This window comes from Pedococcus sp. P2_F6 (genome assembly GCF_056403675.1).
Map to the genome: position 1 here is coordinate 78,573 of NZ_JBFUEZ010000001.1, position 21,441 is coordinate 100,013.

The following is a 21,441-nucleotide window of genomic DNA, read 5'->3' on the forward strand; positions in this document are numbered from 1 at the left end:
AGGAAGACTGAAACCCATGCCTGCCCCTGATGCCGCCCAGCGCGAGGCCGCGCACAACCTCGAGGTCATCAAGGCGATGCGAGAGGCCGAGGAGGCCATCCTCGCCCGCGCCCCCGAGCACGACCTGCAACCGAGCCTGGACCGGATCGCCGCGGTCATGGAGCTCCTCGGCGACCCCCAGCGCACCTACCCGGTCATCCACCTCACGGGGACCAACGGCAAGACGTCGACGACCCGGATCATCGACTCGCTGCTGCGTGAGATGGGCCTGAAGACGGGGCGGTTCACCTCACCCCACCTGCACAGCGTGCGCGAGCGGATCGCTTTCTCCGGCGAGCCGATCAGCGCCGAGAAGTTCCTCGAGGCCTACGACGACGTGCTGCCCATCATCGAGATCGTCGATGCCCGGTCGGTCGCCGACGGGGGGCCGCGGATGACCTACTTCGAGGTCCTCGTGGCCGTTGCGTATGCCGCGTTCGCCGACGCCCCCGTCGACGTCGCCATCGTGGAGGTGGGCTTGGGCGGCAGCTGGGACGCCACCAACGTGGCTGACGGTTCGGTCGCCGTCGTCACTCCCATCGCGCTGGACCACCAGCACTTCCTCGGCAACGACGTCGTCGACATCGCCACCGAGAAGTCCGGCATCATCAAGCCCGACTCCGTGGCGGTCATCGGTGTCCAGGAGCCGGACGTCGCCCAGATCCTCGCCGACCGTGCGGCCGAGGTCGGCGCCCGGATCGCGTTCGAGGGCAACGACTTCGGCTTGCTGACAAGGGACGTGGGTGTCGGCGGGCAGCAGATCGCCATCCGTGGTCTGGGTGGCGACTACGAAGACCTGTTCCTGCCCCTCCACGGCGCGCACCAGGCGCACAACGCCACGCAGGCCCTGGTCGCCGTGGAGGCGTTCTTCGGTGGGGGAGAGCAGCGGCTGGATCCCGACATCGTCCGGGCGGGCCTCGCCCGGGTCGCCTCGCCGGGTCGCCTCGAGATCGTGCGGCGTTCACCGACCGTCATCGTGGACGCAGCGCACAACCCCGCTGGCGCGATGGCACTGCGGGACGCCCTGGAGGACTCGTTCAACTTCGCGAAGATCGTGGGAGTCATCGCCATCCTCAAGGACAAGGACGCCACCGAGATGCTCGAGATCCTCGAGCCGGTGCTCGACCACGTGGTGGTCTCGCGCACGACCTCGCCCCGCGCCATGAGGCCTGACGACCTGGGTGAGCTGGCCGTGGACATCTTCGGCGAGGACCGGGTCACGGTGGTCCAGGACCTGCCCGACGCCCTGGACGTCGCGGCGGGACTCGCCGACGAGGGCGGCGTCGGGGGCGGTGTGCTGGCGACGGGCTCGGTCACCACTGCCGCCGAGGTGCGGATGCTGCTCGGCGCGACCGACGTCTGAGCCGGTCGCGCCGACAGCGTGTGGGTACGGCTACTTCTTGCCGATCTGCCCCACGTCGAGGTGGGTCTTTGCGTCGGCCTTGGCGTGCTTCTCGGCGCGCTTCTCCTTGATGGACTTGCCGGCCTTCTTGGCCAGGTGTTGTCGAGGTGACTTGTCGGCCATGGTGGTGCTCCCAGCGCTAGGAAGCCTGAATGACTCCGTTCTGTGACAGTACGCCAGGTCCGGCGCTCTCGGCCCGGCCACACGGCATACGCTCGGAGCATGTTCGGGAAGCTGATCGTCCTCGCCATCGTGGTCGCCGTGGCCTTCTGGCTGCTCACCAGGTTCCGTGACTCCCACCGGGGCGGTCGATGAAGGGCATCGTCTTCTACGGCGCGCTCGGCAAGTTCACCTGGCGGATGCTCGCGACCGTGCTCGGCAGCCAGGGGGTCGTGGTGTTCCTCGGCGCGCTGGTGGCCCGTGGCCTGGCCAGCGCCGAGGGTGACGACCGCAGCCATGCCTGGTTGTGGACCGGTGTCGGTCTCGCAGTGCTGTGCTGGCTCGCCGCCGGGATGATGCGTCGGCCGTGGGGGGTGACGCTGGGGTGGCTCATCCAGGTGCTGACCTTCGCCAGCGCGGTGGTGGTGCCCGCGATGCTCGGTGTCGGGCTCATCTTCCTGGCGTTGTGGGTGGGCTCGCTGGTCCTGTGTCACCGGGTGGAGGAGCAGGTGGCGGCGCGGCAGCGGGCCGACGTCGCCCAGCAGCAGTAGCAGCACCGGTCGCAGCACCGGTCGCAGGAGCAGCTGCCAGGAGGGCCAGCGGGAGCCACAGCTTCGCCGGCCAGATGGCGGCGCGCTCGGCCAGCCCCGACCAGTGGTCGGCGCCGAGCAGTCCCGCGAAGGTGACGACGCCAGCGAGGGCCACGCCGGCGAGGACCAGGCCAGCGCTGCGCAGTCGGCCAGGCGTCGACAACCGCGCGTGCAGCAGCAGGGCGAGCGGCTGCGCCACGAAGACCGGGAGCGCCACGAGGGAGTGGGCCAGGGGGTGGGTGTCCACGGGCAGGAGCCCGACGCCGACCGAACCCAGCCCGGCCACGACCCACAGCCAGCCGACCAAGGCGGGTCGTCCGTGCGCCCTGAGCAGCGGGAGGGCGCCCAGTGCCTGGAGGATCCCGAAGAGGATGAACGTGAGGTCCATCAGCACCGGGGCGGACGAGCACCCGACCTCGTGGGGCGAGCAGGACGTGCCGAGGGCGCTGATCGTGTCGTCGGCCAGCGAGTACTGCACGCCCGCGAGGAGAGCCAGCGCAACCTCGATGACGAGGTAGGCAGGCTGGACCAGCCACGCGGCATACCTGACGTCCTTGCTCGTCCCCGCCACCTCTTGCACACCGCGACGCTAGTCCCTGCCGTTGCTCGGTAGGCTGGCGGCCGTGACGACTCAGACCGAACGCTCCCTTGTCCTGGTCAAGCCCGACGGCTTCGCCCGCGGCCTCAGTGGCGAGGTGCTTCGCCGCATCGAGGCGAAGGGTTACACCCTCGCCGCGCTCGCGGTGACCACCCCCACCCGCGAGCAGCTCGCCGAGCACTACGCCGAGCACGAGGGCAAGCCGTTCTACGAGCCGCTCGTCGAGTTCATGTCCAGCGGTCAGGTGACCGCCGTCGTCATCGAGGGCAACCGCTGCATCGAGGGGTTCCGTGCGCTCGCCGGAGCCACCGACCCGACGGCCGCGCTGCCCGGCACCATCCGTGGTGACCTCGGCCGTGACTGGGGCAAGAAGGTCCAGGAGAACATCGTGCACGGCTCGGACTCCGCGGAGTCGGCTGCCCGCGAGATCGCGATCTGGTTCCCGAACCTGTAGTCGCTGGGGCCCGGACAAGCCTCAAAGCCCTGGAAGCACTGAGGGCTAGGACGTCTCGAGGTCGTCGAGACCGCTGATCACCACTTCGAGGAGCGCCGCCAGCTGGTCGCGCTCCTCGCGGGTCAGGCCGGCGAGGATGTCGGACTCGACGACGTTGGCCTCGCGCACCGCCGCCTCGAACAGCTCCCAGCCCTGCTCGGTGAGCTCGACGAGGACTCGGGTGCGGTTCTCCGGATCGGGGGAGCGGCGCACCACACCGCGTTCGGTCATCCGGTCCAGCCGGTGCGTCATCGAGGACGCGGCCACGTTCGTCGCGTCGGCCAGCCGGCTCGGCGTCAGCGTGCCGTCCGCCGTGGCCAGCTGTGCCACCACCGACCACTCGCCGTGGGAGAGGTCGAGGTCCACGAGCTGGCGCGTGTACCACTGCTCGAGCTTGCGGCCCAGGGAGTTCACCGCCGTGATCACGCGCTGCACGGACTCGTCGCCGCCTGCCGCGACGTAGGTCGCCACGGCTTCCCGGTACTGCTCCTGGGCGCTCTGGGCGCCTTTCACGTTCTTGGACCTCGGGGGCATGCCGTCATCTTCGCATGCTAAGATTTCGATATCGAAATATTCGAACTCGAAGAACTGTTGAAGTGACCATGCGCGCCCGTCTGTTGATCCTCGCCTCTGCCGTAGCCATGCTCGGCTGGGGCACTGTCCTGCCCTACCAGTACGCCTACGCCGCGACGACGCGCGGCTGGGGGTCGCTGGTTGCGGCGGCAGCATCGAGCCTGTTTTCGGTGGGCGCGCTCCTGGCCGCTCCCGTGGCTGGCCGCCTCGCAGACCGCATGTCGCCCGTCATGGTCGCGGTGGGCGCCAAGGTGGTCGCCGCGGCTGGTGCCGCCTCCCTCATCTGGGCGGACGGCCCGGTGTCGTTCCTCGTCGGCATGTTCGTGTTCGGCCTCGGGATCACCGCCGCGGGTCCCGCCCAGTCCGTGCTCGTGCTGCGCTGGGTGGGCGGCTCCGACCGCCGCCGGGTCTTCGCGTGGCAGTTCACCGGCCAGGCCCTCGGCATGGCCGTCGGGGCGTTCGGCGCCGGTTACGTCGTCGACCTCGACCGCGCTTCCGGCATGTGGCCCGCCTTCGCCGGCGCGGCTGCCGGCTTCCTCGTCTCCGGCCTCCTCCTGCTGGCCGCAGGTGCCAGGCGATGGGGTATGCCGGTGGGCTCGCTCGACGAGCCCGGCCTTGCCTCCGAGGGGGTCGGCTCGGCCGGCCCGCGAGAGGCACTGCGCGCCATCTGGGCCATTCCGGCCCTGCGCTGGACGGCGCTGGTCACGGTCACGCTGGCCCTGGGCTTCTACGCCCAGTTCGAGTCGGGGCTCCCTGCCTACGCCCTCACGGTCCTGCACGTGGAGGAGACCACCATCGGCCTGGCTGCCGCCGTCAACTGCGTCGTCATCATCGCGCTGCAGATGCTGGTCGTCAGGCTGACGGCCAAGCGCAGCGGGGCGACCCTGCTGATGGGTGTGGGCGCCATCTGGACGCTGTCCTGGCTGGTGCTCGCCGCCTCCTCGCTCGCCCCTGAGCTGTCCGCGGCCCTGTTCGTCACGACGTTCGGGATCTTCGCGGTCGGCGAGACGATGTATGCTCCCGTGCTCAACCCGCTGACCGCCAGCCTGGCTCCGTCCGGCCTCGTCGGCACCACGCTCGGCCTGTTCACTGCGCTGCAGACCGGTTTCTCGGCCGCCGGCCCGCTGGTGGCTGGGGTGGTGCTCGGGGCGGGCTTCGGAGGCCTGTTCATCGGCCTGCACGTGGCGATCAGCCTGCTCGCCGTGTTCGGGGCTTGGCGGCTGCGTGTGGCGATGCGCCCACGGCGGTCGGCCGTGCCGCGCCGCGTCGAGGCCGAGCTGGCAGCCTGATCCACGCGGCATACCTCACCTTGCCACCCGCAAAACGGCCGTTGCGACGCAACCCGGGAGTTGCAACTCCCGTATNNNNGAAACCCGGGAGTTGCAACTCCCGTTTCGCGTCGCAACGGCCGTTTTGCCGCAGGGGTAGGTCACATCTGTCACACCAGTACCACTATCGGGACGGCTCGGGCGCGGCTCCCGGATCGCGGTGGGGAGCCGACCTAGCATCGCGGGCGTGAGAGGCGGTGCGGGCGGCTGGATGACGTGGGGTCGAGACCTGGCGATCGACCTGGGCACCGCCAACACCCTGGTCTACGAGCGGGGTCGCGGCGTGGTCCTCGACGAACCCTCGGTCGTGGCCGTCGAGGCAGCCACGGGCAAGCTGATCGCCGCAGGCGCGCGGGCCAAGGAGATGCTCGGTCGCACGCCGGGCCACGTCCGAGCGGTGCGGCCGCTGGCCGACGGGGTCATCTCCGACGCCGACGTGACCGAACAGATGCTGCGGTACTTCGTCGACCAGGTGCGTCCCTCCCGACTGGTCCGTCCCCGGATGGTCGTCTGCGTCCCGAGTGAGGTCACGGGAGTCGAGCGCCGTGCCCTCGAGGACGCCGCGGTGCGCTCGGGCGCTCGCCGGGTCTACGTCATCGAGGAGCCCATGGCTGCCGCCATCGGGGCGGACCTGCCGGTCAACGAGACCTCGGCCTCGATGGTGGTCGACATCGGCGGTGGCACGACCGACGTCGCCGTCATCAGCCTCGGAGGGATCGTGACGGCCCGTTCGGTCCGCGTCGGTGGCGACGAGATCGATGAGGCGGTGATCGCGCACGTCAAGAGCGAGTACTCCTTGCTGCTGGGGGAGCGCAGCGCCGAGGACATCAAGGTCGCGGCGGGATCAGCCTTTCCCCTCAGTCAGGAGACGAGTACCCGCGTCCGGGGCCGCGACCTGGTCAGCGGCCTGCCCAAGACCGTCACCATCTCCAGCCAGGAGGTCCGCCGAGCGATCGAGGGGCCGGTGCTGCAGATCGTCGAGCTCGTGCGGGCGACGCTCGACGTCTGCCCACCGGAGCTGGCAGGCGACATCCTCGACAACGGGATCACGCTGACGGGCGGGGGAGCGCTGTTGCGCGGACTCGACGAGCGACTCCGGCACGAGCTCGGCGTCCCGGTGCGGGTGGCCGACGACCCGTTGCGGGCCGTCGTGCGCGGCTCGGGACGATGCATCGAGGAGTTCTCGACCCTCCAGCGGGTCCTCATCGACACCCGCCGTTTCTGACCGATGCGTGCCCCCTCCCGACTCAGGCTCCTGGTGGTGCTGGTGGTCTTGACCGTCGTCGCCCTCTGCGTCGACGTGTCCGGTGGCCGGGGTGTGGCACCGCTGCGGTCGGCGGGTGGAACGGTGCTCGGGCCGCTCGAACGCCTCCTGTCAGCCCGGGACCCCCAGGGCACCCGGGACCCTCAGGACCCCCACGACCTTCAGGAAATCGTGGATGCCCGCGTCCCGCGCGACGAGGTCCTGCGCGCCCAGGCTTCGCAGAAGTCCGTGACAGGGCAACAGCTCCAGGGGCTCCTGGACTCGCCCGACCTGGCCGGGGGCGCGTTCGTCCCCGCGCGGGTCGTCGCCGTCGGCCGCGAGGGGGCAGCGGGACCCGAGCGGGTGACGCTCGACGCCGGGTCGCGCGACGGTGTGCGGACCGACCTGTCCGTGGTCGGCGTCGACGGTCTGGTCGGGCGCGTGGTGACGGTCTCCCCGTGGACCTGCGACGTGCTGCTCGTCGGCAGCGCTGACCTCCTCGTGGGCGTGCGGGTCGGAGCGGCCGGCACCCTGGGCGCGGTGGGCAGCGGGGCCCAGGGCGCACACCGTCGTCCTGCGGGCGAGCTCAACCTCACCGTCGTCGAGCGCGGTCTGGTGCGGACGGGTGACGCGGTGACCACGTTGGGCAGCGTCGGAGGATCGCCCTTCCCCCCGGGGCTGAGGGTGGGCACCGTGGAGCGCGTCGACGACGCCCCCGGCGACCTCACGCCCACGGCCTCCGTCCGCCCCGCGACCGACGTGACCACCCTTGGAGTGGTCGGCATCCTGCGCACCGGTCCGCGCTCCACGCCGAGGCCGGCCGTCACGGGTGGGGGCTGACCGTGCCCGTGCCCAGCCTCGCCCTCACCCTTCGTGGCCTCCTGCTGCTGGTCGCCGCCGTGGCCACGGTGACCCTGGCTGCCCGCTCGCAGCTGGTCCTGCCCGACCTGGTCCTCCCCGTCGTGGTGGCCGGCGCCCTGCGCACCGGCGCCGCCCGCGGTGCGCTGCTCGGCCTGGCGGGTGGCTGGCTGGTCGACCTGATGCCACCAGGTTCGGCGGTGCTCGGCACCGCAGCCCTGGTGTATGCCGCGGCCGGGCTCCTCGCCGGGGCCGGAAGGCGCGAGGGAGAGACGCCGTTCGGCTGGGTCGCCGTCGTGGGACTGGGTAGCGCCGCACTCGTCGCGACCGGACGGCTCGTGGTCGCGATGCTGTCGGGGGCGGCTGTCGACTGGCACGTCGTCGGGCTGCGCCTAGTGCTCACCGCGCTGCTCTGCGCGATGTTCGTGCCCGTGCTCGTCAACCTCGAGCGGCGACTGGCCCGAGGACGACGATGAAGCGCGGGTGGCGAGCGTGAGGCGCTCGCGCATCGCGCGGGACCACTCGCCTCGGGTGTGGGTCCTCGGACTCGTGGTGCTGTGCTTCATGGGCACGCTCCTCGGTCGGTTGGGGCAGGTCCAGATCGTGGGCCACGAGGATTACCAGCGGGCAGCGGCCACCCTCAACACCCGCACGGTGACCGAACCTGCCGTCAGGGGCCGCATCCTCGACCGCACCGGTCTGCCCCTCGTGGACAACACGACCGAGACCGTGGTCACCGTCGACCGGGGACAGCTCGTCGAGTCAGAGGACGGTGGGCGCGACCTCGTCCATCGCGTGGCCCGTGTGCTGGGGGCGGACTTCGACCAGCTGTGGGGGCGCACCCAGCTCTGCGGGGTGCAGGGCGCGCCACCGGCGCCGGTCTGCTGGGCCGGATCCGCCTACGTGCCGATCCCGTTGGCAAGCGGCGTCGATCCCCGCAGGGCACTGAGTCTCCTCGAACGTCCGGATCTCTTTCCGGGAGTGGGGGTCTCGGCTCAGCCAGTGCGGGACTACCCCGCCCAGCGGACCGTCAACGCGGCTCACGTGCTCGGCTACCTCGCTCGATCGGACGCCGAGGACGTGGCGGCGTCGAGGGGCGCGATCGGCGACCTCGACCTGGTGGGTCGGTCCGGGCTGGAGCAGCAGTACGACACCCAGCTCCGCGGCACCCCTGGGACCAGCACGGTCGCAGTCGACCCCCGCGGCATCGTCACCCGGACGCTCGGGCAGACCGACCCCGTTCCCGGTCGGGACGTCGTCACCAACCTCGACGCCAGGGTGCAGGCCGCCGCGGAGGCTGCCCTGGCGTCGGCCGTCGCCTCGGCGCGCAAGCACGGTCACCGGGCTGACTCCGCGGCGGCGGTGGTCCTGGACGTCACCAATGGTGGTGTCGTCGCGGCAGCGAGCTACCCGTCCTACGACCCGGATGTCTGGACGGGGGGCGTGACCCCGGCCGAGCTCGCGCGACTCACCGACGCGTCAGCCGGGACCCCGCTCGTCTCCCGCGTGACCTCGGCGGCGTTCTCGCCCGCCTCGACCTTCAAGGTGGTCAGCCTGCCTGCCGCTGTCAGGGCCGGGAACTCGCTCGACGGGACCTACAATTGCACGTCCGGCTACACGATCGGGAACCGCAGGTTCGCCAACTTCGAGTCCCGCGCCTATGGGCGGATCTCCCTGCGCAAGGCGGTGGAGGTCTCCTGCGACACGATCTTCTACGACTTCGCCTACCGGTCCTGGTTGGCGCAGGGCGGGCTCGCGGCGAAGTCCGATGCCAGGGACCCTTTCGTCGCGATGGCCGACGCGTTCGGCCTCGGACGGGCCACGGGCATCGACCTGCCCGGCGAACAGGCCGGGCGGATCCCCGGCCGTACGTGGAAGCAGCGGCAGTGGGACCAGACCCGCACCGAGACCTGCAGGCACGCCAAGTCCGGTTACCCGGAACTGCTGGCCACCGACCCGAGCCGCGCGGCATACCTCAAGGGGCTTGCCGTCGAGAACTGCCAGAGCGGCTTCCAGTTCCGTGCCGGGGACGCGGCCAACTTCGCGATCGGGCAGGGTGACATCACGGTCACGCCCCTGCAGATGGCTCAGGTCTATGCAGCCATCGCCAACGGTGGAACGCTCTGGAAGCCGGAGGTCGCGCGCGCCTTCGTCGCTCCTGGGGGGTCAACGGGCGGGGCCACCGAGCGGGTCGCTCCCGTCAGGACGGGGACCGTGCCCTTCCCCGCCGGCACGCTGTCCTTCCTCCGGGGCGCGCTCGTGGGGGTCGTGACCTCGGGCACCGCCAGGGGAGCGTTCGCCGGCTTCCCGCTCGACCAGTGGCCAGTGGCGGGGAAAACCGGGACCGCAGAGGCGTTCGGCAAGCAGGACACCGCCTGGTTCGTGTCCTACGCACCGGCCACCAGACCTCGGTATGCCGTGGCGGTGGTGGTCTCGCAGGGGGGCACCGGAGGCGAGGGGGCCGCACCCGTTGCCCGGCGGATCCACGAGGTCCTGCGCACCCTGAGGTAGGGATGGGCGAAGTGGGGCGATGGCAGGACAGTCAGTAGGCTGACCGCCATGGCTGACTTCGATGTCGTAGTTCTCGGTGCTGGTCCTGGCGGGTACGTCGCGGCGATCCGCGCCTCCCAGCTCGGTCTCAAGGCCGCGGTGGTCGAGTCCAAGTACTGGGGCGGGGTCTGCCTCAATGTCGGGTGCATCCCGTCCAAGGCGCTCCTGCGCAACGCCGAGCTGTCCCACATCCTGACGCACGAGAAGGACAAGTTCGGGATCGAGGGCGACGCAACGATGGCGTTCGGCCCGGCCCACGCCCGCTCGCGCGCGGTGTCCGCCGGCATCGTCAAGGGCGTCCACTTCCTGATGAAGAAGAACAAGATCACCGAGATCGACGGCTGGGGCACGCTGACCAGCCCGACCTCGATGGACGTCGCACTCAGCTCCGGCGAGAAGCAGACGGTCACCTTCGACAAGCTCATCATCGCCACCGGTGCCACGACCCGGCTCATCCCCGGTACGTCCCTCTCGGACCGGGTCGTGACCTACGAGGAGCAGATCCTCACCGACCAGCTGCCCCAGTCGATCGTCATCGCCGGGTCCGGTGCGATCGGCGTCGAGTTCGCCTACGTCATGAAGAACTTCGGGGTCGACGTGACCATCGTGGAGTTCCTCGACCGGATGGTGCCGACCGAGGACGCCGAGGTGTCCAAGGAGCTGCTCAGGCACTACAAGAAGCTCGGGGTCACGGTCCTGCTGTCGACCAAGGTCGAGTCGATCGACGACAGCGGCGAGAAGGTCAAGGTCACGGTGTCGCCCGCCGCAGGTGGTGAGTCGACGGTCATCGAGACGGACAAGGTGCTGCAGGCCATCGGCTTCGCCCCGCGCCTCGAGGGTTACGGCCTCGAGTCCCTCGGCGTGGCCACGGAACGCGGAGCCATCGTCATCGACGACCACTGCCGCACCAACGTCGACAACGTCTATGCGATCGGCGACGTGACCGGCAAGCTCATGCTGGCCCACACGGCCGAGGCGCAGGGTGTCGTCGCGGCCGAGACCATGGCCGGGGCCGAGACCATGCCGGTCGAGTACGACTTCATCCCCCGGGCGACGTTCTGCCAGCCGCAGATCGCCTCGTTCGGCTACACCGAGGAGCAGGCCCGGGGCAAGGGCTTCGACGTCAAGGTCGCGAAGTTCCCCTTCTCGGCCAACGGCAAGGCGATGGGACTCGGCGACGCCGTCGGCTTCGTCAAGGTCGTGGCCGACGCGAAGCACAACGAGATCATCGGCGCCCACCTCATCGGCCCCGAGGTGACCGAGCTGTTGCCCGCGCTGACCCTGGCCCAGAAGTGGGACCTCACCGCAGACGAGGTCGCCCGCAACGTCTTCGCCCACCCGACGCTCTCCGAGGCGGTCAAGGAAGCAGTCGAGGGCATCGCCGGCCACATGATCAACCTCTGATCGCCACCTCGCCGATCCTTGTCGTCTCGCCGTCCGCTCACGGACAGTTCGGAGTTCCCGGTATGCCGCGCGTGAGCCTGCCGATCACGACCGAGAGGCTCGTCCTGCGCAGCTTCCGTCCCGGTGACGAGGACGACGTCTTCACCTACCGGTCGGTGGCGTCGGTCGTGAGGTACATCCCGGGCGAGCCCAAGACCCGCGAGCAGGTGGCGGACCTGGTGGCCGAGCGGGCCACGGCCGGCCGGCTCGACGAGAAGTCGCCGATCCTCACCCTCGCGGTGGAGCTGCACGGGCGCGTCATCGGCGACGTGCTCATCCACCTCGACGGACTCGACGGCCACGACGGACGGCAGGCCGAGATCGGCTGGGTGTTCGCCCCCGACGTGGCGGGTCAGGGGTACGCCACCGAGGCGGCCCGTGCCATCACCGAGGCCGCGTTCCGAGAGGTCGGGGTCCACCGCGTGTGGGCCCAGCTCGAGCCTGTCAACACCGCGTCGTCGCGCATCTGCGAACGGCTGGGCATGCGACGCGAGGCACTGTTCGAGAGGGCCTCCTGGTTCAAGGAGCAGTGGACCGACCTGGCGATCTATGCGCTCCGCGCCGACGAGTGGTCGGGCCGGGCGACAGAGGGTGCTGGGGCCGGCTCCTGACTTCCCCGAGGGCGACTCCGACGCCGAGCTCGGAGCGCCGCTCGCCGCTGCCCGCGCTGACCGGACTGCGCGTCCTGGCCGCGGCGTGGGTCGTGCTGTTCCACTACCGGCCCGACCTCGAGGCGCTCGCTCCGTGGACGGTGCCTGCCGACACCCTGATGCGTGCGGGGTACCTCGGCGTGGACTTGTTCTTCCCCTTGAGCGGTTTCATCTTGGCCTACAACTACGCCGACTCCATGCGGGCCTTCTCCGGGCAGTCGACCGTGTCGTTCATCCGCAGCCGGTTCGCGCGCGTCTGGCCGGTGCACTTCGTGGCGCTCAACATCGACCTGGGCATGGCTGTCGCCATGGGCACCCTCGGGATCGGCGAGGGCGGGCAGCGGCGCACGCCCGCGGCATACGGGCAGAACGTGCTCATGGTGCAGAACTGGTTCAACGACCGCCCGAGCTTCAACGGTCCGGCGTGGTCGATCGGCTCCGAGTGGTTCGCCTACCTCGTGGCACCGGCGCTCTTCGTGCTCGCGGCGCGCGTGGTCAGGGCGCGCAGCTCCCTGCTGCTCGCCGCCCTGTCGTATGCCGTGATGCTCACCGTCTTCGCGGCGTTCGCCCTGCCCAACGGCAACCTCGAGCACATGTTCTACGTCCGCATCATGGGGGAGTTCGTCGCAGGGATCTTCCTCTGCCTCGCCTGGGTGCGTGGCGGTGTGGCCCTCGGACGACTGGCTCCGCTGCTGCCGTCCGTCGTGCTCGTGGTGGCCCTGGTCCCGGCGGTCGCCTCAGGGGACTACTGGATGGCCCCGGTGATGGGGCTGGTCGTGGCGGTCGTGGCGACGGCCGGCGGCTCGGTCGGGCGCTGGCTGTCCACGCCGCTCATGGTGGCCGCGGGGGAGGTGTCGTACTGCCTCTACATGACGCACTACCTGATGCGTCCTGTCGTCACTGGGCTGCGCGAGTGGGGCGACGACGCGTGGTGGACGGCGGGTCTGGCAGTTGTGGCCGTGGTGCTCGTCCTCGGGGGCGCCGCCTGGCTGATGCACGTCGTGGTCGAACGCCCGGCGCGCACGCTCTTGCACGCGCGTTCGCTGTCCGCGACCCGCCCGGCGCCCGAAGCCCAGACCGAACGTGAGCCCGAACTCGTGGGCGCCCGCGGCTGAGCGGCCTACGTCGTGGGCTCGGTTGCCCGCTTGGCGGTTGCCTTCTTGGCGGTTGCCTTCTTGGCCTTGGGCGGCAGGGTGGCGATGTGGTCCCGCGCCCGGTCCGTCCAGGTGGACGTCTCCTCGTCGGACAGGTCGGAGGGCAGCGACAGCCATCCGTTCATGGGGCGCTCGGCGGGTCCGAACGGGCCGCTGCCGGGGAGGGCCTGCAGCTCCTCCAGCCCCGCGGGGTCGAGCTTGACCCCGACGTCCTCACCGAACAACCCGGCGTACATGTTGCCGTTGACGAACGCGCCGACACTGCCGAACATCGGCTTGACCTCAACGCCCGGCGCGTCGCTGATCAGGCTGCGGAAGCGGGTCTTGGCCTCGTCACTGTGCTTGGGCATCTGCATGTCCCCATCCAACACTGCTTGCGCCGGCTGGGGGAGCCTGCAGCGGCGCACGCGCGGTGCACCGGCGGTGCATCGGCGGTGCATCGGCGGCGATTAGGGGCCCAACCCGCCCGCTGGTAACCTTGCAACCGCCGTAGACCGGCCGCGGATCCAGAGAGCCCAGGTGAACCAGCCCTGGCGCACCGCGCAACGATCACACAAAGGAGCAGTGCCGACTCATGCCGTTGAGCCTCGACGTCAAGAAGAAGATCATGTCCGAGTACGCCACGCACGAGGGCGACACCGGTTCCCCCGAGGTTCAGGTGGCGATGCTGACGCAGCGCATCCTCGACCTCACCGAGCACTCGCGCCAGCACAAGCACGACCACCACAGCCGCCGCGGCCTGCTCCTCCTGGTCGGCCAGCGTCGCCGGCTCCTGCGCTACCTCGAGAGCGTCGACGTCGAGCGTTACCGCTCGCTGATCAAGCGCCTCGGTCTGCGCCGCTAAGCATTCGACAGGGACGGTCCTCCATGAGGGCCGTCCCTCTCGCATGGGGCCGGCACTGATGCCGCCCAGCACGACAGAAACCAGTGCACAACGACGATGCACCGGGACTACAGATAAAAAAGGAGGGCCCAATGGAGGGTCCAGAGATCCACTTCGCCGAAGCGACCATCGACAATGGTTCGTTCGGCACCCGCACGGTCCGGTTCGAGACCGGACGCCTGGCCAAGCAGGCCGGTGGCGCAGTTGCCGCCTACCTGGATGAGGACACGATGCTCCTCTCCACCACCACCGCCGGGAAGCACCCCCGCGAAGGTTTCGACTTCTTCCCCCTGACGGTCGACGTCGAGGAGCGGATGTATGCCGCGGGCAAGATCCCCGGCTCGTTCTTCCGCCGCGAGGGTCGCCCGTCCACCGACGCGATCCTCACCTGCCGGCTGATCGACCGCCCCCTGCGCCCGACCTTCACCAAGGGTCTGCGCAACGAGGTCCAGGTCGTCATCACGGTGCTCGCGCTCAACCCCGACCACCAGTACGACGTGCTCGCCATCAACGCGGCCAGCGCCTCCACGCAGATCTCGGGTCTGCCGTTCTCCGGTCCGATCGGTGGCGTCCGCGTCTCCCTGATCGACGGCCAGTGGGTTGCCTTCCCCAACTTCTCGGACATCGAGCGCTCGACCTTCGACATGGTCGTCGCCGGCCGCATCGCGGGCGATGACGTCGCGATCATGATGGTCGAGGCCGAGTCCACCGAGTCGACCTGGAACCTCGTCAAGAACGAGGGCAAGCAGGCTCCGACCGAAGAGGTCGTCGCCGAGGGCCTCGAGGCCTCGAAGAAGTTCATCAAGGTCCTGTGCGAGGCCCAGGCCGACCTGGCGAGCAAGGCCGCCAAGCCGGTCCAGGAGTTCCCGATCTTCCTCGACTACGAGGGCGACGCGTATGCCGCCGTCGAGGCTGCGACCTCGGACGACCTGGCGCAGGCGCTCACCATCGCCGGCAAGCAGGAGCGCGAGGACCGCATCGACGAGCTCAAGGACTCCATGAAGGAGAAGCTCGCCGGTGAGTTCGAGGGCCGCGAGAAGGAGCTGTCCGCGGCCTACAAGTCCGTGCAGAAGAAGCTGATCCGTCAGCGCATCCTGCGCGACAAGGTCCGCATCGACGGCCGTGGCCTCGCCGACATCCGCGCCCTGGGCGCCGAGGTCGAGGTGCTGCCGCGCGTGCACGGCTCGGCCATCTTCGAGCGTGGCGAGACCCAGATCATGGGCGTCACCACGCTGAACATGCTCCGCATGGAGCAGCAGCTCGACACCTTGTCGCCGGTGACGCGCAAGCGCTACATGCACAACTACAACTTCCCGCCCTACTCCACCGGTGAGACCGGTCGGGTGGGTTCGCCGAAGCGTCGCGAGATCGGTCACGGAGCGCTCGCCGAGCGTGCCCTGATGCCAGTGCTGCCGACCCGCGAGGAGTTCCCCTACGCGATCCGCCAGGTGTCCGAGGCTCTCGGCTCCAACGGCTCGACGTCGATGGGCTCGGTCTGCGCGTCCACCCTGTCGATGCTCAACGCCGGTGTGCCGCTGCGCGCCCCGGTCGCCGGCATCGCGATGGGCCTCATCTCCGAGGAGGTCGACGGTGAGACGCAGTACGCCGCGCTGACCGACATCCTCGGTGCGGAGGACGCCTTCGGTGACATGGACTTCAAGGTCGCCGGAACCCGCGAGTTCGTCACGGCCATCCAGCTCGACACCAAGCTCGACGGCATCCCCGCCTCGGTGCTCGGCGGCGCGCTGACCCAGGCTCGCGACGCGCGCCTGCACATCCTCGACGTCATGAACGAGGCGATCGACGCACCCGACGAGATGAGCCCCTTCGCTCCTCGCGTCATCTCGGTGCAGGTCCCGATCGACAAGATCGGCGAGGTCATCGGGCCGAAGGGCAAGATGATCAACCAGATCCAGGACGAGACCGGCGCGCAGATCTCGATCGAGGACGACGGCACGATCTACATCGGTGCGACCGACGGCCCCTCGGCCGAGGCCGCCCGGGCGCAGATCAACGCCATCGCGAACCCGCAGATGCCGGAGATCGGCGAGCGCTTCCTGGGCACCGTGGTCAAGACCACGACCTTCGGTGCGTTCATCTCCCTGCTGCCGGGCAAGGACGGCCTGCTGCACATCTCCGAGGTGCGCAAGCTCGTCGGTGGCAAGCGGATCGAAGCCGTCGAGGACGTCCTGGCCGTGGGCCAGAAGGTCCAGGTCGAGCTCAAGGAGATCGACCCGCGCGGCAAGCTGTCGCTGGCGGCGGTGCTCGCGGAGGGCGAGGGCGGCGACGCTCCCGCCGCCGAGGGTGACGCGCCTGAGGCCAGCAGCACCGAGGGCGACGCCCCCGAGGCCGAGGCCGGCGAGTCCACCGACGACCGTGGCGAGCGTCGTGAGGGTGGTCGCAGTCGCAACCGCCGTCGTGGCGGCCGTGGCGAGCGCGGTGGCGAGGACCGTGGCGGCGACGCGCCCGAGAGCGCGGCTCCGGCCACCTCGGAGGACGCGGCCGGCTGAGCCGACGCACACCAGCCTGACGAGCGGGCCGGCACACCTCAGGGTGTGTCGGCCCGTTGGCTTTGCCCCCGGTGGGCGAGGAGGCGATGCGCCACGCGCGTCAGGGCACCTGGCGGGCGCGCACGCAGCAGAGGTCTGCGGCAGGTTCGAGGCGGGTCTGCACGTGTCGGCACCCGAGGGCTTCGACGGCGCCGGTGACCAGGGCGAGGTTGATCCCGCAGACGAGGTCGGTGTGGTCCCGCGCGAGCCGGTCGAACGGACAGTTGGCCAGCTCGAGCTCACGCTCGTCGTCCGTGGGAGAGGGCTCGTAGCCGTGCCGGGCGAGCAGCTCTGACACGGCGCGCAGCTCAGCGCGCGGGCCGCGTGGGAGCGGGCTGCCCGCTGCCAGGGCTCGACCCGCGTCAGTGGCCGCGTCGTCGATCGCCCGGTCGAGCGACACCCGGTCGCGCCCGACCCGCTCGACGGCATCGGCGAGGACCGCGGCGGCCAGGTCGTAGTGCCGAGCCGGGAGCGACACCGACACCTCGGCACGGGCGCGCCGGTAGAGCTTGGACGGCCGGCCGGCGCCGGGGCCCGCTCGACCACTCAGGCGGCGGAACTCGACCTCCAGCAGGCCCTCGTCGACGAGCCGGTCGAGGTGGAACTTCACGGAGTGCAGTGGCAGCCCCACGGCCTCGGCCGCCTGCTCACGACTGACCGCCGTGCGTTGCCGCGACACGTGGTCGTACAACGCCCGTCGTGACGGCTCCGCGAGGGCGCCCACGGACCCGATGCTGTCGTGCACGTCGTGCGCTTCCGGCGACATCAGGCTCCTCGAGCGACTCGTTGACTAACGGGGACGCCGCTCCTAAAGTCAATCTAACACTGTTTTAGAAAGTACAGCAGGTAGTCGGGTAGTCCAGCAGACAGCCGAGCAGAGAGCCGAGCCAGAGGATGACGCATGACTGACGACCGGACCTTCGTCGTGATCGGTGGCGGGCTGGCGGGCGCCAAGACCGCCGAGGCCCTGCGAGGGCGGGGCTTCGAAGGGCGGGTGGTGCTCTTCGCGGGCGAGCCGCACCTGCCCTATGAGCGACCGCCGCTGTCGAAGGACTACCTCAAGACGGGGGAGAAGCTCGAGGACGTGTTCGTCCACGACGAGGACTGGTATGCCGGTCACGACATCGACGTGCGCACCGGCACCACGGTGGCCAGCATCGACCGCGACGACCACGAGGTGGTGGCCGACACAGGTGAGCGCACGGCATACGACCGCGTGGTGCTGGCGACCGGGTGCGCTCCGCGACGGCTCACCATCCCCGGTGCCGACCTCGACGGGGTGTACTCGCTGCGCACCATCGAGGACAGCCAGGCGATCCGTGCGGTGCTCGTGCCGGGACGGCGGATCGTGTTCATCGGTGGCGGCTGGATCGGACTGGAGGTGGCGGCTGCGGCGCGCGAGGCCGGTGCCGACGTCACGGTGCTGGAGGCGCTCGACCTGCCCCTGGTGCGGGTGCTCGGCCCGACGATCGCCGAGGTGTTCGCGGACCTGCACCGAGCGCACGGGGTGGACCTGCGTACCGGGGTCACCGTCGAGGCCGTGGAGGGCGAGTCTGCCGTGACGGGGGTGCGGCTCGCGGACGGTTCGGTCGTGCCGGCGGACGCCGTCGTCGTGGGGATCGGGGCAACGCCCAACGTCGCGCTCGCGCAGGCTGCGGACCTGGACGTCGACAACGGCGTGACGGCGGACGCGGTGGGGCGCACGAGCGACGCGGACATCTTCGCGGTGGGTGACGTCGCGAACGTCGAGCACCCGTTCCTCGGGCAGCGGATTCGCGTCGAGCACTGGGCCAACGCCCTCAACCAGCCCTCGCTGGTGGCAGCGGCCATGCTCGACCAGGAGGGGCCGGAGGCGGAGCTGCCCTACTTCTACACCGACCAGTACGACCTCGGGATGGAGTACCACGGTCTCGGGAGCCCGGACGACGAGGTCGTCGTGCGCGGCGACCTGTCGGCGCGGGAGTTCGTGGCCTTCTGGCTGCGCGACGGGCGGGTGACCGCCGGGATGAACGTCAACGTGTGGGACGTCGGTGATGCGGTGAAGGGCCTGATCCGGTCGAAGGCCGTCGTCGCGCCTGACCGGCTGGCAGACCCTGGGGTCCCGCTGGACGAGCTGGGCGCGAAACCCTGACCTGACCTTTACCTTCCGGACCTGTCCCAGCCGTTTCGCATTCGCCGTCGGCGTGGTGTGATGCTCCATCGGCCCGGACCACCGTCCCAGGGCTGTCAATCCTGAGTTCGTGGAGGACTGCTGTGCGCGTACCCCGCAAGCACGTGTTGGGAGCGGTGGGCGCCATAGCCCTCACCGCTGGAGTTGTTGCCGTCGCCCCGATGAGTGCGCTGGCAGCGCCCTCGGTCGGTGCGCCGGTAGTGATCAACGAGGTCTACGGAGGCGGCGGCAACACCGGCGCGACGTACCGGAACGACTTCATCGAGCTGGTCAACACCAGCGCGTCCACGGTCAACCTCAACGGCTGGTCGGTGCAGTACGCCGGCTCGACCGGGGTCTCGTGGCAGGTCACCGGGCTCGCCGGGTTCCTGCCGGCGGGCGGCAGCTACGTCGTCCGGGAGGCTGCTGGGACCGGCGGCTCCACCGAGGTCCCCTTCGACGCTTCGGGAACCATCGCCATGGCCGGCGGCGCAGGCAAGGTGGCGCTGGTCAACAACGTCACAGCGCTCGGCGGGACGGCCAACCCCTGCACCGCCAAGTCCGGCACCAACCCGTGCTCGGCCCAGCCCTCGGTCGTCGACTTCGTCGGCTTCGGCACGGCGAACGACTACGCGGGCACCGGACCGACGGCCGCGCCCAGCAACACGGTGTCGGTGAGCCGCAAGGCCGGTCCGCAGAACACCGCCGACAATGCTGCCGACTTCGTGGCCGGGGCGCCGAGCCCGACGGCCTGCGGCACCACCTGCACCACCCCGCCCGCCCCGGCCGAGAAGACGATCGCCGAGATCCAGGGCACGGGTCCGAGCACCCAGCTGTCTGGGCAGACGGTGACCACCAAGGGCGTCGTCACGGCGGCCTACCCCACGGGTGGGTTCCACGGCTTCTACCTCCAGACCCAGGGGACCGGTCCCGAGCCGAGCTCCTCGGGCGCCTCGGACGGCCTCTTCGTCTTCCAGACGGGTGGCTCCGGCAGCCCCCTCGACCCCGACGTCGAGGTCGGCAACTACATCCAGGTGACCGGTGCCGTCAGCGAGTTCCGCAGCTCGTCCTCCGACCCGGGGACCCTGACCGAGATCACCGCGTCGGCCTCGAACATCAGCGACGCCGGCGATGAGTTCAGCCCTGTCCAGGCGCTGACCGTGCCGTGGCCGACCACCGATGCAGGGCGTGAGTCGATCGAGGGAATGCTCTTCCAGCCCCTCGGCGACTACACCGTCACCAACACCTTCGGCACCAACCAGTTCGGCGAGGTCGGCCTGGCCGTGGGTGACCACCCGCTGCTGCAGAACACCGAGGTGGGCGCCCCCGGCAGCCCCGAGGCCGCCGCCGTGGTGGCCGACAACGCCAGGCGTGCGGTCACCCTCGACGACGGTGCCTCCAGCAACTTCACGGCGAGCAGCTTCAGCCCGGCGACGTGCGCCGGCCGCCCGATCCCGTGCCTGCTCAACGGCGACCTGACGCCTGCGTACGTCTCGAACACCAAGCCGGTCAGGGTCGGCGAGGCGGCCACCTTCAGCGCTCCTGTCGTCGTGGACTACCGGTTCAACCTGTGGCGCTTCCAGCCGACGGCCCAGGTGGTCGGGCCCGACAACGCGACGTCGCCGGTGGCGTTCGAGAACACCCGAACGGCTGCGCCCGACACTGCCGACATCAACCAGCTCGGCACACCCGACCTCAAGGTCGCGTCGTTCAACGTCCTCAACTACTTCACCGATCTCGGTGACGCCGACCCGACCTGCGTGGCGTTCTACGACCGCGACGACAACGGCGACACGGTCCGCGGCGTCGACGGCAGCCCCTGCACCCGCCGTGGTGCCTGGGATGCGGCTGACCTCGCGCGCCAGACCGAGAAGGAGGTGTCGGCGATCACCGCCCTCGACGCCGACGTCGTCGGGCTGATGGAGATCGAGAACTCCGCACGTTTCGGTCACGACCGTGACGCTGCCCTGGCAGCGCTGGTCGCCGCGCTGAACGAGAAGGCGGGAGCGGGCACCTGGGCCTTCGTCCCGTCCTCGACCGACCTGCCCTCACCGGACGAGCAGGACTTCATCACCAGCGCCATCATCTACAAGGCGGCCAACGTCATGCGCGTCGACCGGTCGCGCGCCCTGGGCGACCAGAGCCAGGACGGCCAGGCCTTCGGCAATGCCCGTGAGCCGATCGCCCAGACGTTCAGGAAGAAGACCGGCAAGGGCGACAAGTTCCTCTTCGTCGTCAACCACTTCAAGTCCAAGGGTTCGGCTGGTCCGTTCCCGGGTGACGCTGACAGCGGTGACGGCCAGGGTGCGTCGGTCACCAGCCGCATCCTGCAGGCGCAGGCCCTGCGCGACTGGGTGCCCGGCGTCGCGGCCGAGTACGGCGCCAAGGGGATCGTCATGGCGGGTGACTACAACTCCTACACCATGGAGGACCCGCTGGACGTCCTCTACAAGGCCGGCTACACCGACGTGGGCAGCCGCTTCGACCCGAACAGCTACTCGTACTCCTTCAGCGGGCTCTCCGGTTCGCTGGACCACATCCTCGTCAACGACTTCGCGCTGCGGATGTCGACCGGGGCCGACCACTGGAACATCAACTCCGGTGAGTCGGTGGCCATGGAGTACAGCCGGTACAACTACCACTCGACCGACTTCCACGACCCGGGCCCGTACCGGTCGTCCGACCACGACCCGGTGGTCCTCGGCCTCACGGCCTTCGTGAAGTAGTCGAACCAGCGCCGCGAGCGACGGGTCCGGTCTCCCGAGTGGGGGACCGGGCCC

The 21,441-nt window shown here is 70.1% G+C and carries 20 protein-coding genes; 15 read left to right on the forward strand and 5 right to left on the reverse strand.

The genetic code is table 11. The annotated features are described in order from the left end of the window. Nucleotides 1–16 precede the first annotated feature (16 nt). Complete coding sequence (locus AC1DWP_RS00355; RefSeq protein WP_477612471.1) at nt 17–1,402, forward strand: bifunctional folylpolyglutamate synthase/dihydrofolate synthase; 1,386 nt, start codon at nt 17–19, stop codon at nt 1,400–1,402. A gap of 30 nt (nt 1,403–1,432) precedes the next feature. Here the strand turns inward: AC1DWP_RS00355 and AC1DWP_RS00360 are convergent, their stop codons facing one another. Continuing rightward, a complete protein-coding gene (locus AC1DWP_RS00360; protein WP_255358323.1) occupies nt 1,433–1,564 on the reverse strand; it encodes a hypothetical protein in 132 nt (43 codons plus the stop codon). 188 nt (nt 1,565–1,752) lie between these two features. Here AC1DWP_RS00360 and AC1DWP_RS00365 point away from each other — a divergent pair, with 188 nt between their 5' ends. Continuing rightward, on the forward strand, nt 1,753–2,151 hold the full coding sequence (locus AC1DWP_RS00365) for a DUF4233 domain-containing protein (RefSeq protein ID WP_477612472.1): 399 nt from the start codon (nt 1,753–1,755) through the stop codon (nt 2,149–2,151). On the opposite strand, the gene AC1DWP_RS00370 is transcribed toward AC1DWP_RS00365, so the two are convergent. Further along, the gene (locus AC1DWP_RS00370; protein ID WP_477612473.1) at nt 2,051–2,770 is read right to left on the reverse strand and encodes a DUF998 domain-containing protein; all 720 of its coding nucleotides are present in this window, start codon (nt 2,768–2,770) and stop codon (nt 2,051–2,053) included. The genes AC1DWP_RS00365 and AC1DWP_RS00370 overlap by 101 nt on opposite strands. Nucleotides 2,771–2,813: 43 nt before the next feature. Here AC1DWP_RS00370 and ndk point away from each other — a divergent pair, with 43 nt between their 5' ends. Next, nucleotides 2,814–3,242 (forward strand): nucleoside-diphosphate kinase, encoded by a 429-nt coding sequence (ndk, locus tag AC1DWP_RS00375; protein ID WP_477612474.1) that lies wholly within the window; start codon nt 2,814–2,816, stop codon nt 3,240–3,242. 45 nt (nt 3,243–3,287) lie between these two features. On the opposite strand, the gene AC1DWP_RS00380 is transcribed toward ndk, so the two are convergent. Continuing rightward, nucleotides 3,288–3,815 (reverse strand): MarR family winged helix-turn-helix transcriptional regulator, encoded by a 528-nt coding sequence (locus AC1DWP_RS00380; protein WP_477612475.1) that lies wholly within the window; start codon nt 3,813–3,815, stop codon nt 3,288–3,290. A gap of 68 nt (nt 3,816–3,883) precedes the next feature. Between AC1DWP_RS00380 and AC1DWP_RS00385 the strand changes: the two genes are divergently transcribed. The 8 genes from AC1DWP_RS00385 (at nt 3,884) to AC1DWP_RS00420 (ending at nt 13,041) form a co-directional block, all read left to right on the forward strand. Next, nucleotides 3,884–5,143, forward strand: a complete 1,260-nt coding sequence (locus AC1DWP_RS00385) for an MFS transporter (RefSeq protein ID WP_477612476.1) — start codon at nt 3,884–3,886, stop codon at nt 5,141–5,143. 250 nt (nt 5,144–5,393) lie between these two features. Continuing rightward, on the forward strand, nt 5,394–6,407 hold the full coding sequence (mreB, locus tag AC1DWP_RS00390) for a rod shape-determining protein MreB (RefSeq protein WP_477613404.1): 1,014 nt from the start codon (nt 5,394–5,396) through the stop codon (nt 6,405–6,407). Nucleotides 6,408–6,443: 36 nt separating this feature from the next. Then, nucleotides 6,444–7,265 (forward strand): rod shape-determining protein MreC, encoded by an 822-nt coding sequence (gene mreC / locus AC1DWP_RS00395; RefSeq protein WP_477612477.1) that lies wholly within the window; start codon nt 6,444–6,446, stop codon nt 7,263–7,265. 2 nt (nt 7,266–7,267) lie between these two features. Continuing rightward, entirely contained in the window at nt 7,268–7,759 is a 492-nt protein-coding gene (locus AC1DWP_RS00400) for a rod shape-determining protein MreD (protein ID WP_477612478.1), read from the forward strand. A 16-nt stretch (nt 7,760–7,775) separates the two neighbouring features. After that, nucleotides 7,776–9,794: a penicillin-binding protein 2 gene (gene mrdA / locus AC1DWP_RS00405; RefSeq protein WP_477612479.1), complete on the forward strand. Its 2,019-nt coding sequence runs from the start codon at nt 7,776–7,778 to the stop codon at nt 9,792–9,794. Nucleotides 9,795–9,842: 48 nt separating this feature from the next. Next, entirely contained in the window at nt 9,843–11,237 is a 1,395-nt protein-coding gene (lpdA, locus tag AC1DWP_RS00410; protein ID WP_477612480.1) for a dihydrolipoyl dehydrogenase, read from the forward strand. 62 nt (nt 11,238–11,299) lie between these two features. Continuing rightward, nucleotides 11,300–11,887: a GNAT family N-acetyltransferase gene (locus AC1DWP_RS00415; protein WP_477612481.1), complete on the forward strand. Its 588-nt coding sequence runs from the start codon at nt 11,300–11,302 to the stop codon at nt 11,885–11,887. Beyond that, nucleotides 11,845–13,041, forward strand: coding sequence for an acyltransferase family protein (locus AC1DWP_RS00420; RefSeq protein ID WP_477612482.1), 1,197 nt, complete (start codon nt 11,845–11,847; stop codon nt 13,039–13,041). The genes AC1DWP_RS00415 and AC1DWP_RS00420 overlap by 43 nt, the downstream gene beginning before the upstream one ends. 5 nt (nt 13,042–13,046) lie before the next feature. Here AC1DWP_RS00420 and AC1DWP_RS00425 read toward each other — a convergent pair whose 3' ends face one another. Further along, the gene (locus AC1DWP_RS00425) at nt 13,047–13,436 is read right to left on the reverse strand and encodes a TfoX/Sxy family protein (protein ID WP_477612483.1); all 390 of its coding nucleotides are present in this window, start codon (nt 13,434–13,436) and stop codon (nt 13,047–13,049) included. 218 nt (nt 13,437–13,654) lie between these two features. Between AC1DWP_RS00425 and rpsO the strand changes: the two genes are divergently transcribed. Beyond that, a complete protein-coding gene (gene rpsO / locus AC1DWP_RS00430; RefSeq protein ID WP_140737145.1) occupies nt 13,655–13,924 on the forward strand; it encodes a 30S ribosomal protein S15 in 270 nt (89 codons plus the stop codon). Nucleotides 13,925–14,055: 131 nt separating this feature from the next. Beyond that, a complete protein-coding gene (locus AC1DWP_RS00435; RefSeq protein ID WP_477612484.1) occupies nt 14,056–16,473 on the forward strand; it encodes a polyribonucleotide nucleotidyltransferase in 2,418 nt (805 codons plus the stop codon). A gap of 100 nt (nt 16,474–16,573) precedes the next feature. Here the strand turns inward: AC1DWP_RS00435 and AC1DWP_RS00440 are convergent, their stop codons facing one another. Then, entirely contained in the window at nt 16,574–17,278 is a 705-nt protein-coding gene (locus tag AC1DWP_RS00440) for a helix-turn-helix transcriptional regulator (protein WP_477612485.1), read from the reverse strand. A 135-nt stretch (nt 17,279–17,413) separates the two neighbouring features. Here AC1DWP_RS00440 and AC1DWP_RS00445 point away from each other — a divergent pair, with 135 nt between their 5' ends. Both AC1DWP_RS00445 and AC1DWP_RS00450 read left to right on the forward strand, forming a co-directional pair. Then, nucleotides 17,414–18,643 (forward strand): NAD(P)/FAD-dependent oxidoreductase, encoded by a 1,230-nt coding sequence (locus tag AC1DWP_RS00445; protein WP_477612486.1) that lies wholly within the window; start codon nt 17,414–17,416, stop codon nt 18,641–18,643. A gap of 200 nt (nt 18,644–18,843) precedes the next feature. Next, nucleotides 18,844–21,387 carry an ExeM/NucH family extracellular endonuclease gene (locus AC1DWP_RS00450; protein ID WP_477612487.1) on the forward strand — a complete coding sequence of 848 codons (2,544 nt, stop codon included), beginning with the start codon at nt 18,844–18,846 and terminating at the stop codon, nt 21,385–21,387. The last annotated feature ends 54 nt before the right edge of the window (nt 21,388–21,441 follow it).

What these genes read in the sequence shown, in the direction of transcription:
- AC1DWP_RS00445 (WP_477612486.1), top strand. Translation starts at nt 17,414, where the DNA reads ATGACTGACGACCGGACCTTCGTCGTGATCGGTGGCGGGCTGGCGGGC.
- AC1DWP_RS00435 (WP_477612484.1), top strand. Translation starts at nt 14,056, where the DNA reads ATGGAGGGTCCAGAGATCCACTTCGCCGAAGCGACCATCGACAATGGT.
- AC1DWP_RS00450 (WP_477612487.1), top strand. Translation starts at nt 18,844, where the DNA reads ATGAGTGCGCTGGCAGCGCCCTCGGTCGGTGCGCCGGTAGTGATCAAC.
- AC1DWP_RS00380 (WP_477612475.1), bottom strand. Translation starts at nt 3,815, where the DNA reads ATGCCCCCGAGGTCCAAGAACGTGAAAGGCGCCCAGAGCGCCCAGGAG.
- AC1DWP_RS00355 (WP_477612471.1), top strand. Translation starts at nt 17, where the DNA reads ATGCCTGCCCCTGATGCCGCCCAGCGCGAGGCCGCGCACAACCTCGAG.
- rpsO (WP_140737145.1), top strand. Translation starts at nt 13,655, where the DNA reads ATGCCGTTGAGCCTCGACGTCAAGAAGAAGATCATGTCCGAGTACGCC.
- AC1DWP_RS00440 (WP_477612485.1), bottom strand. Translation starts at nt 17,278, where the DNA reads ATGTCGCCGGAAGCGCACGACGTGCACGACAGCATCGGGTCCGTGGGC.
- AC1DWP_RS00415 (WP_477612481.1), top strand. Translation starts at nt 11,300, where the DNA reads ATGCCGCGCGTGAGCCTGCCGATCACGACCGAGAGGCTCGTCCTGCGC.
- AC1DWP_RS00385 (WP_477612476.1), top strand. Translation starts at nt 3,884, where the DNA reads ATGCGCGCCCGTCTGTTGATCCTCGCCTCTGCCGTAGCCATGCTCGGC.
- AC1DWP_RS00365 (WP_477612472.1), top strand. Translation starts at nt 1,753, where the DNA reads ATGAAGGGCATCGTCTTCTACGGCGCGCTCGGCAAGTTCACCTGGCGG.
- lpdA (WP_477612480.1), top strand. Translation starts at nt 9,843, where the DNA reads ATGGCTGACTTCGATGTCGTAGTTCTCGGTGCTGGTCCTGGCGGGTAC.
- AC1DWP_RS00425 (WP_477612483.1), bottom strand. Translation starts at nt 13,436, where the DNA reads ATGCAGATGCCCAAGCACAGTGACGAGGCCAAGACCCGCTTCCGCAGC.
- AC1DWP_RS00360 (WP_255358323.1), bottom strand. Translation starts at nt 1,564, where the DNA reads ATGGCCGACAAGTCACCTCGACAACACCTGGCCAAGAAGGCCGGCAAG.
- mreB (WP_477613404.1), top strand. Translation starts at nt 5,394, where the DNA reads ATGACGTGGGGTCGAGACCTGGCGATCGACCTGGGCACCGCCAACACC.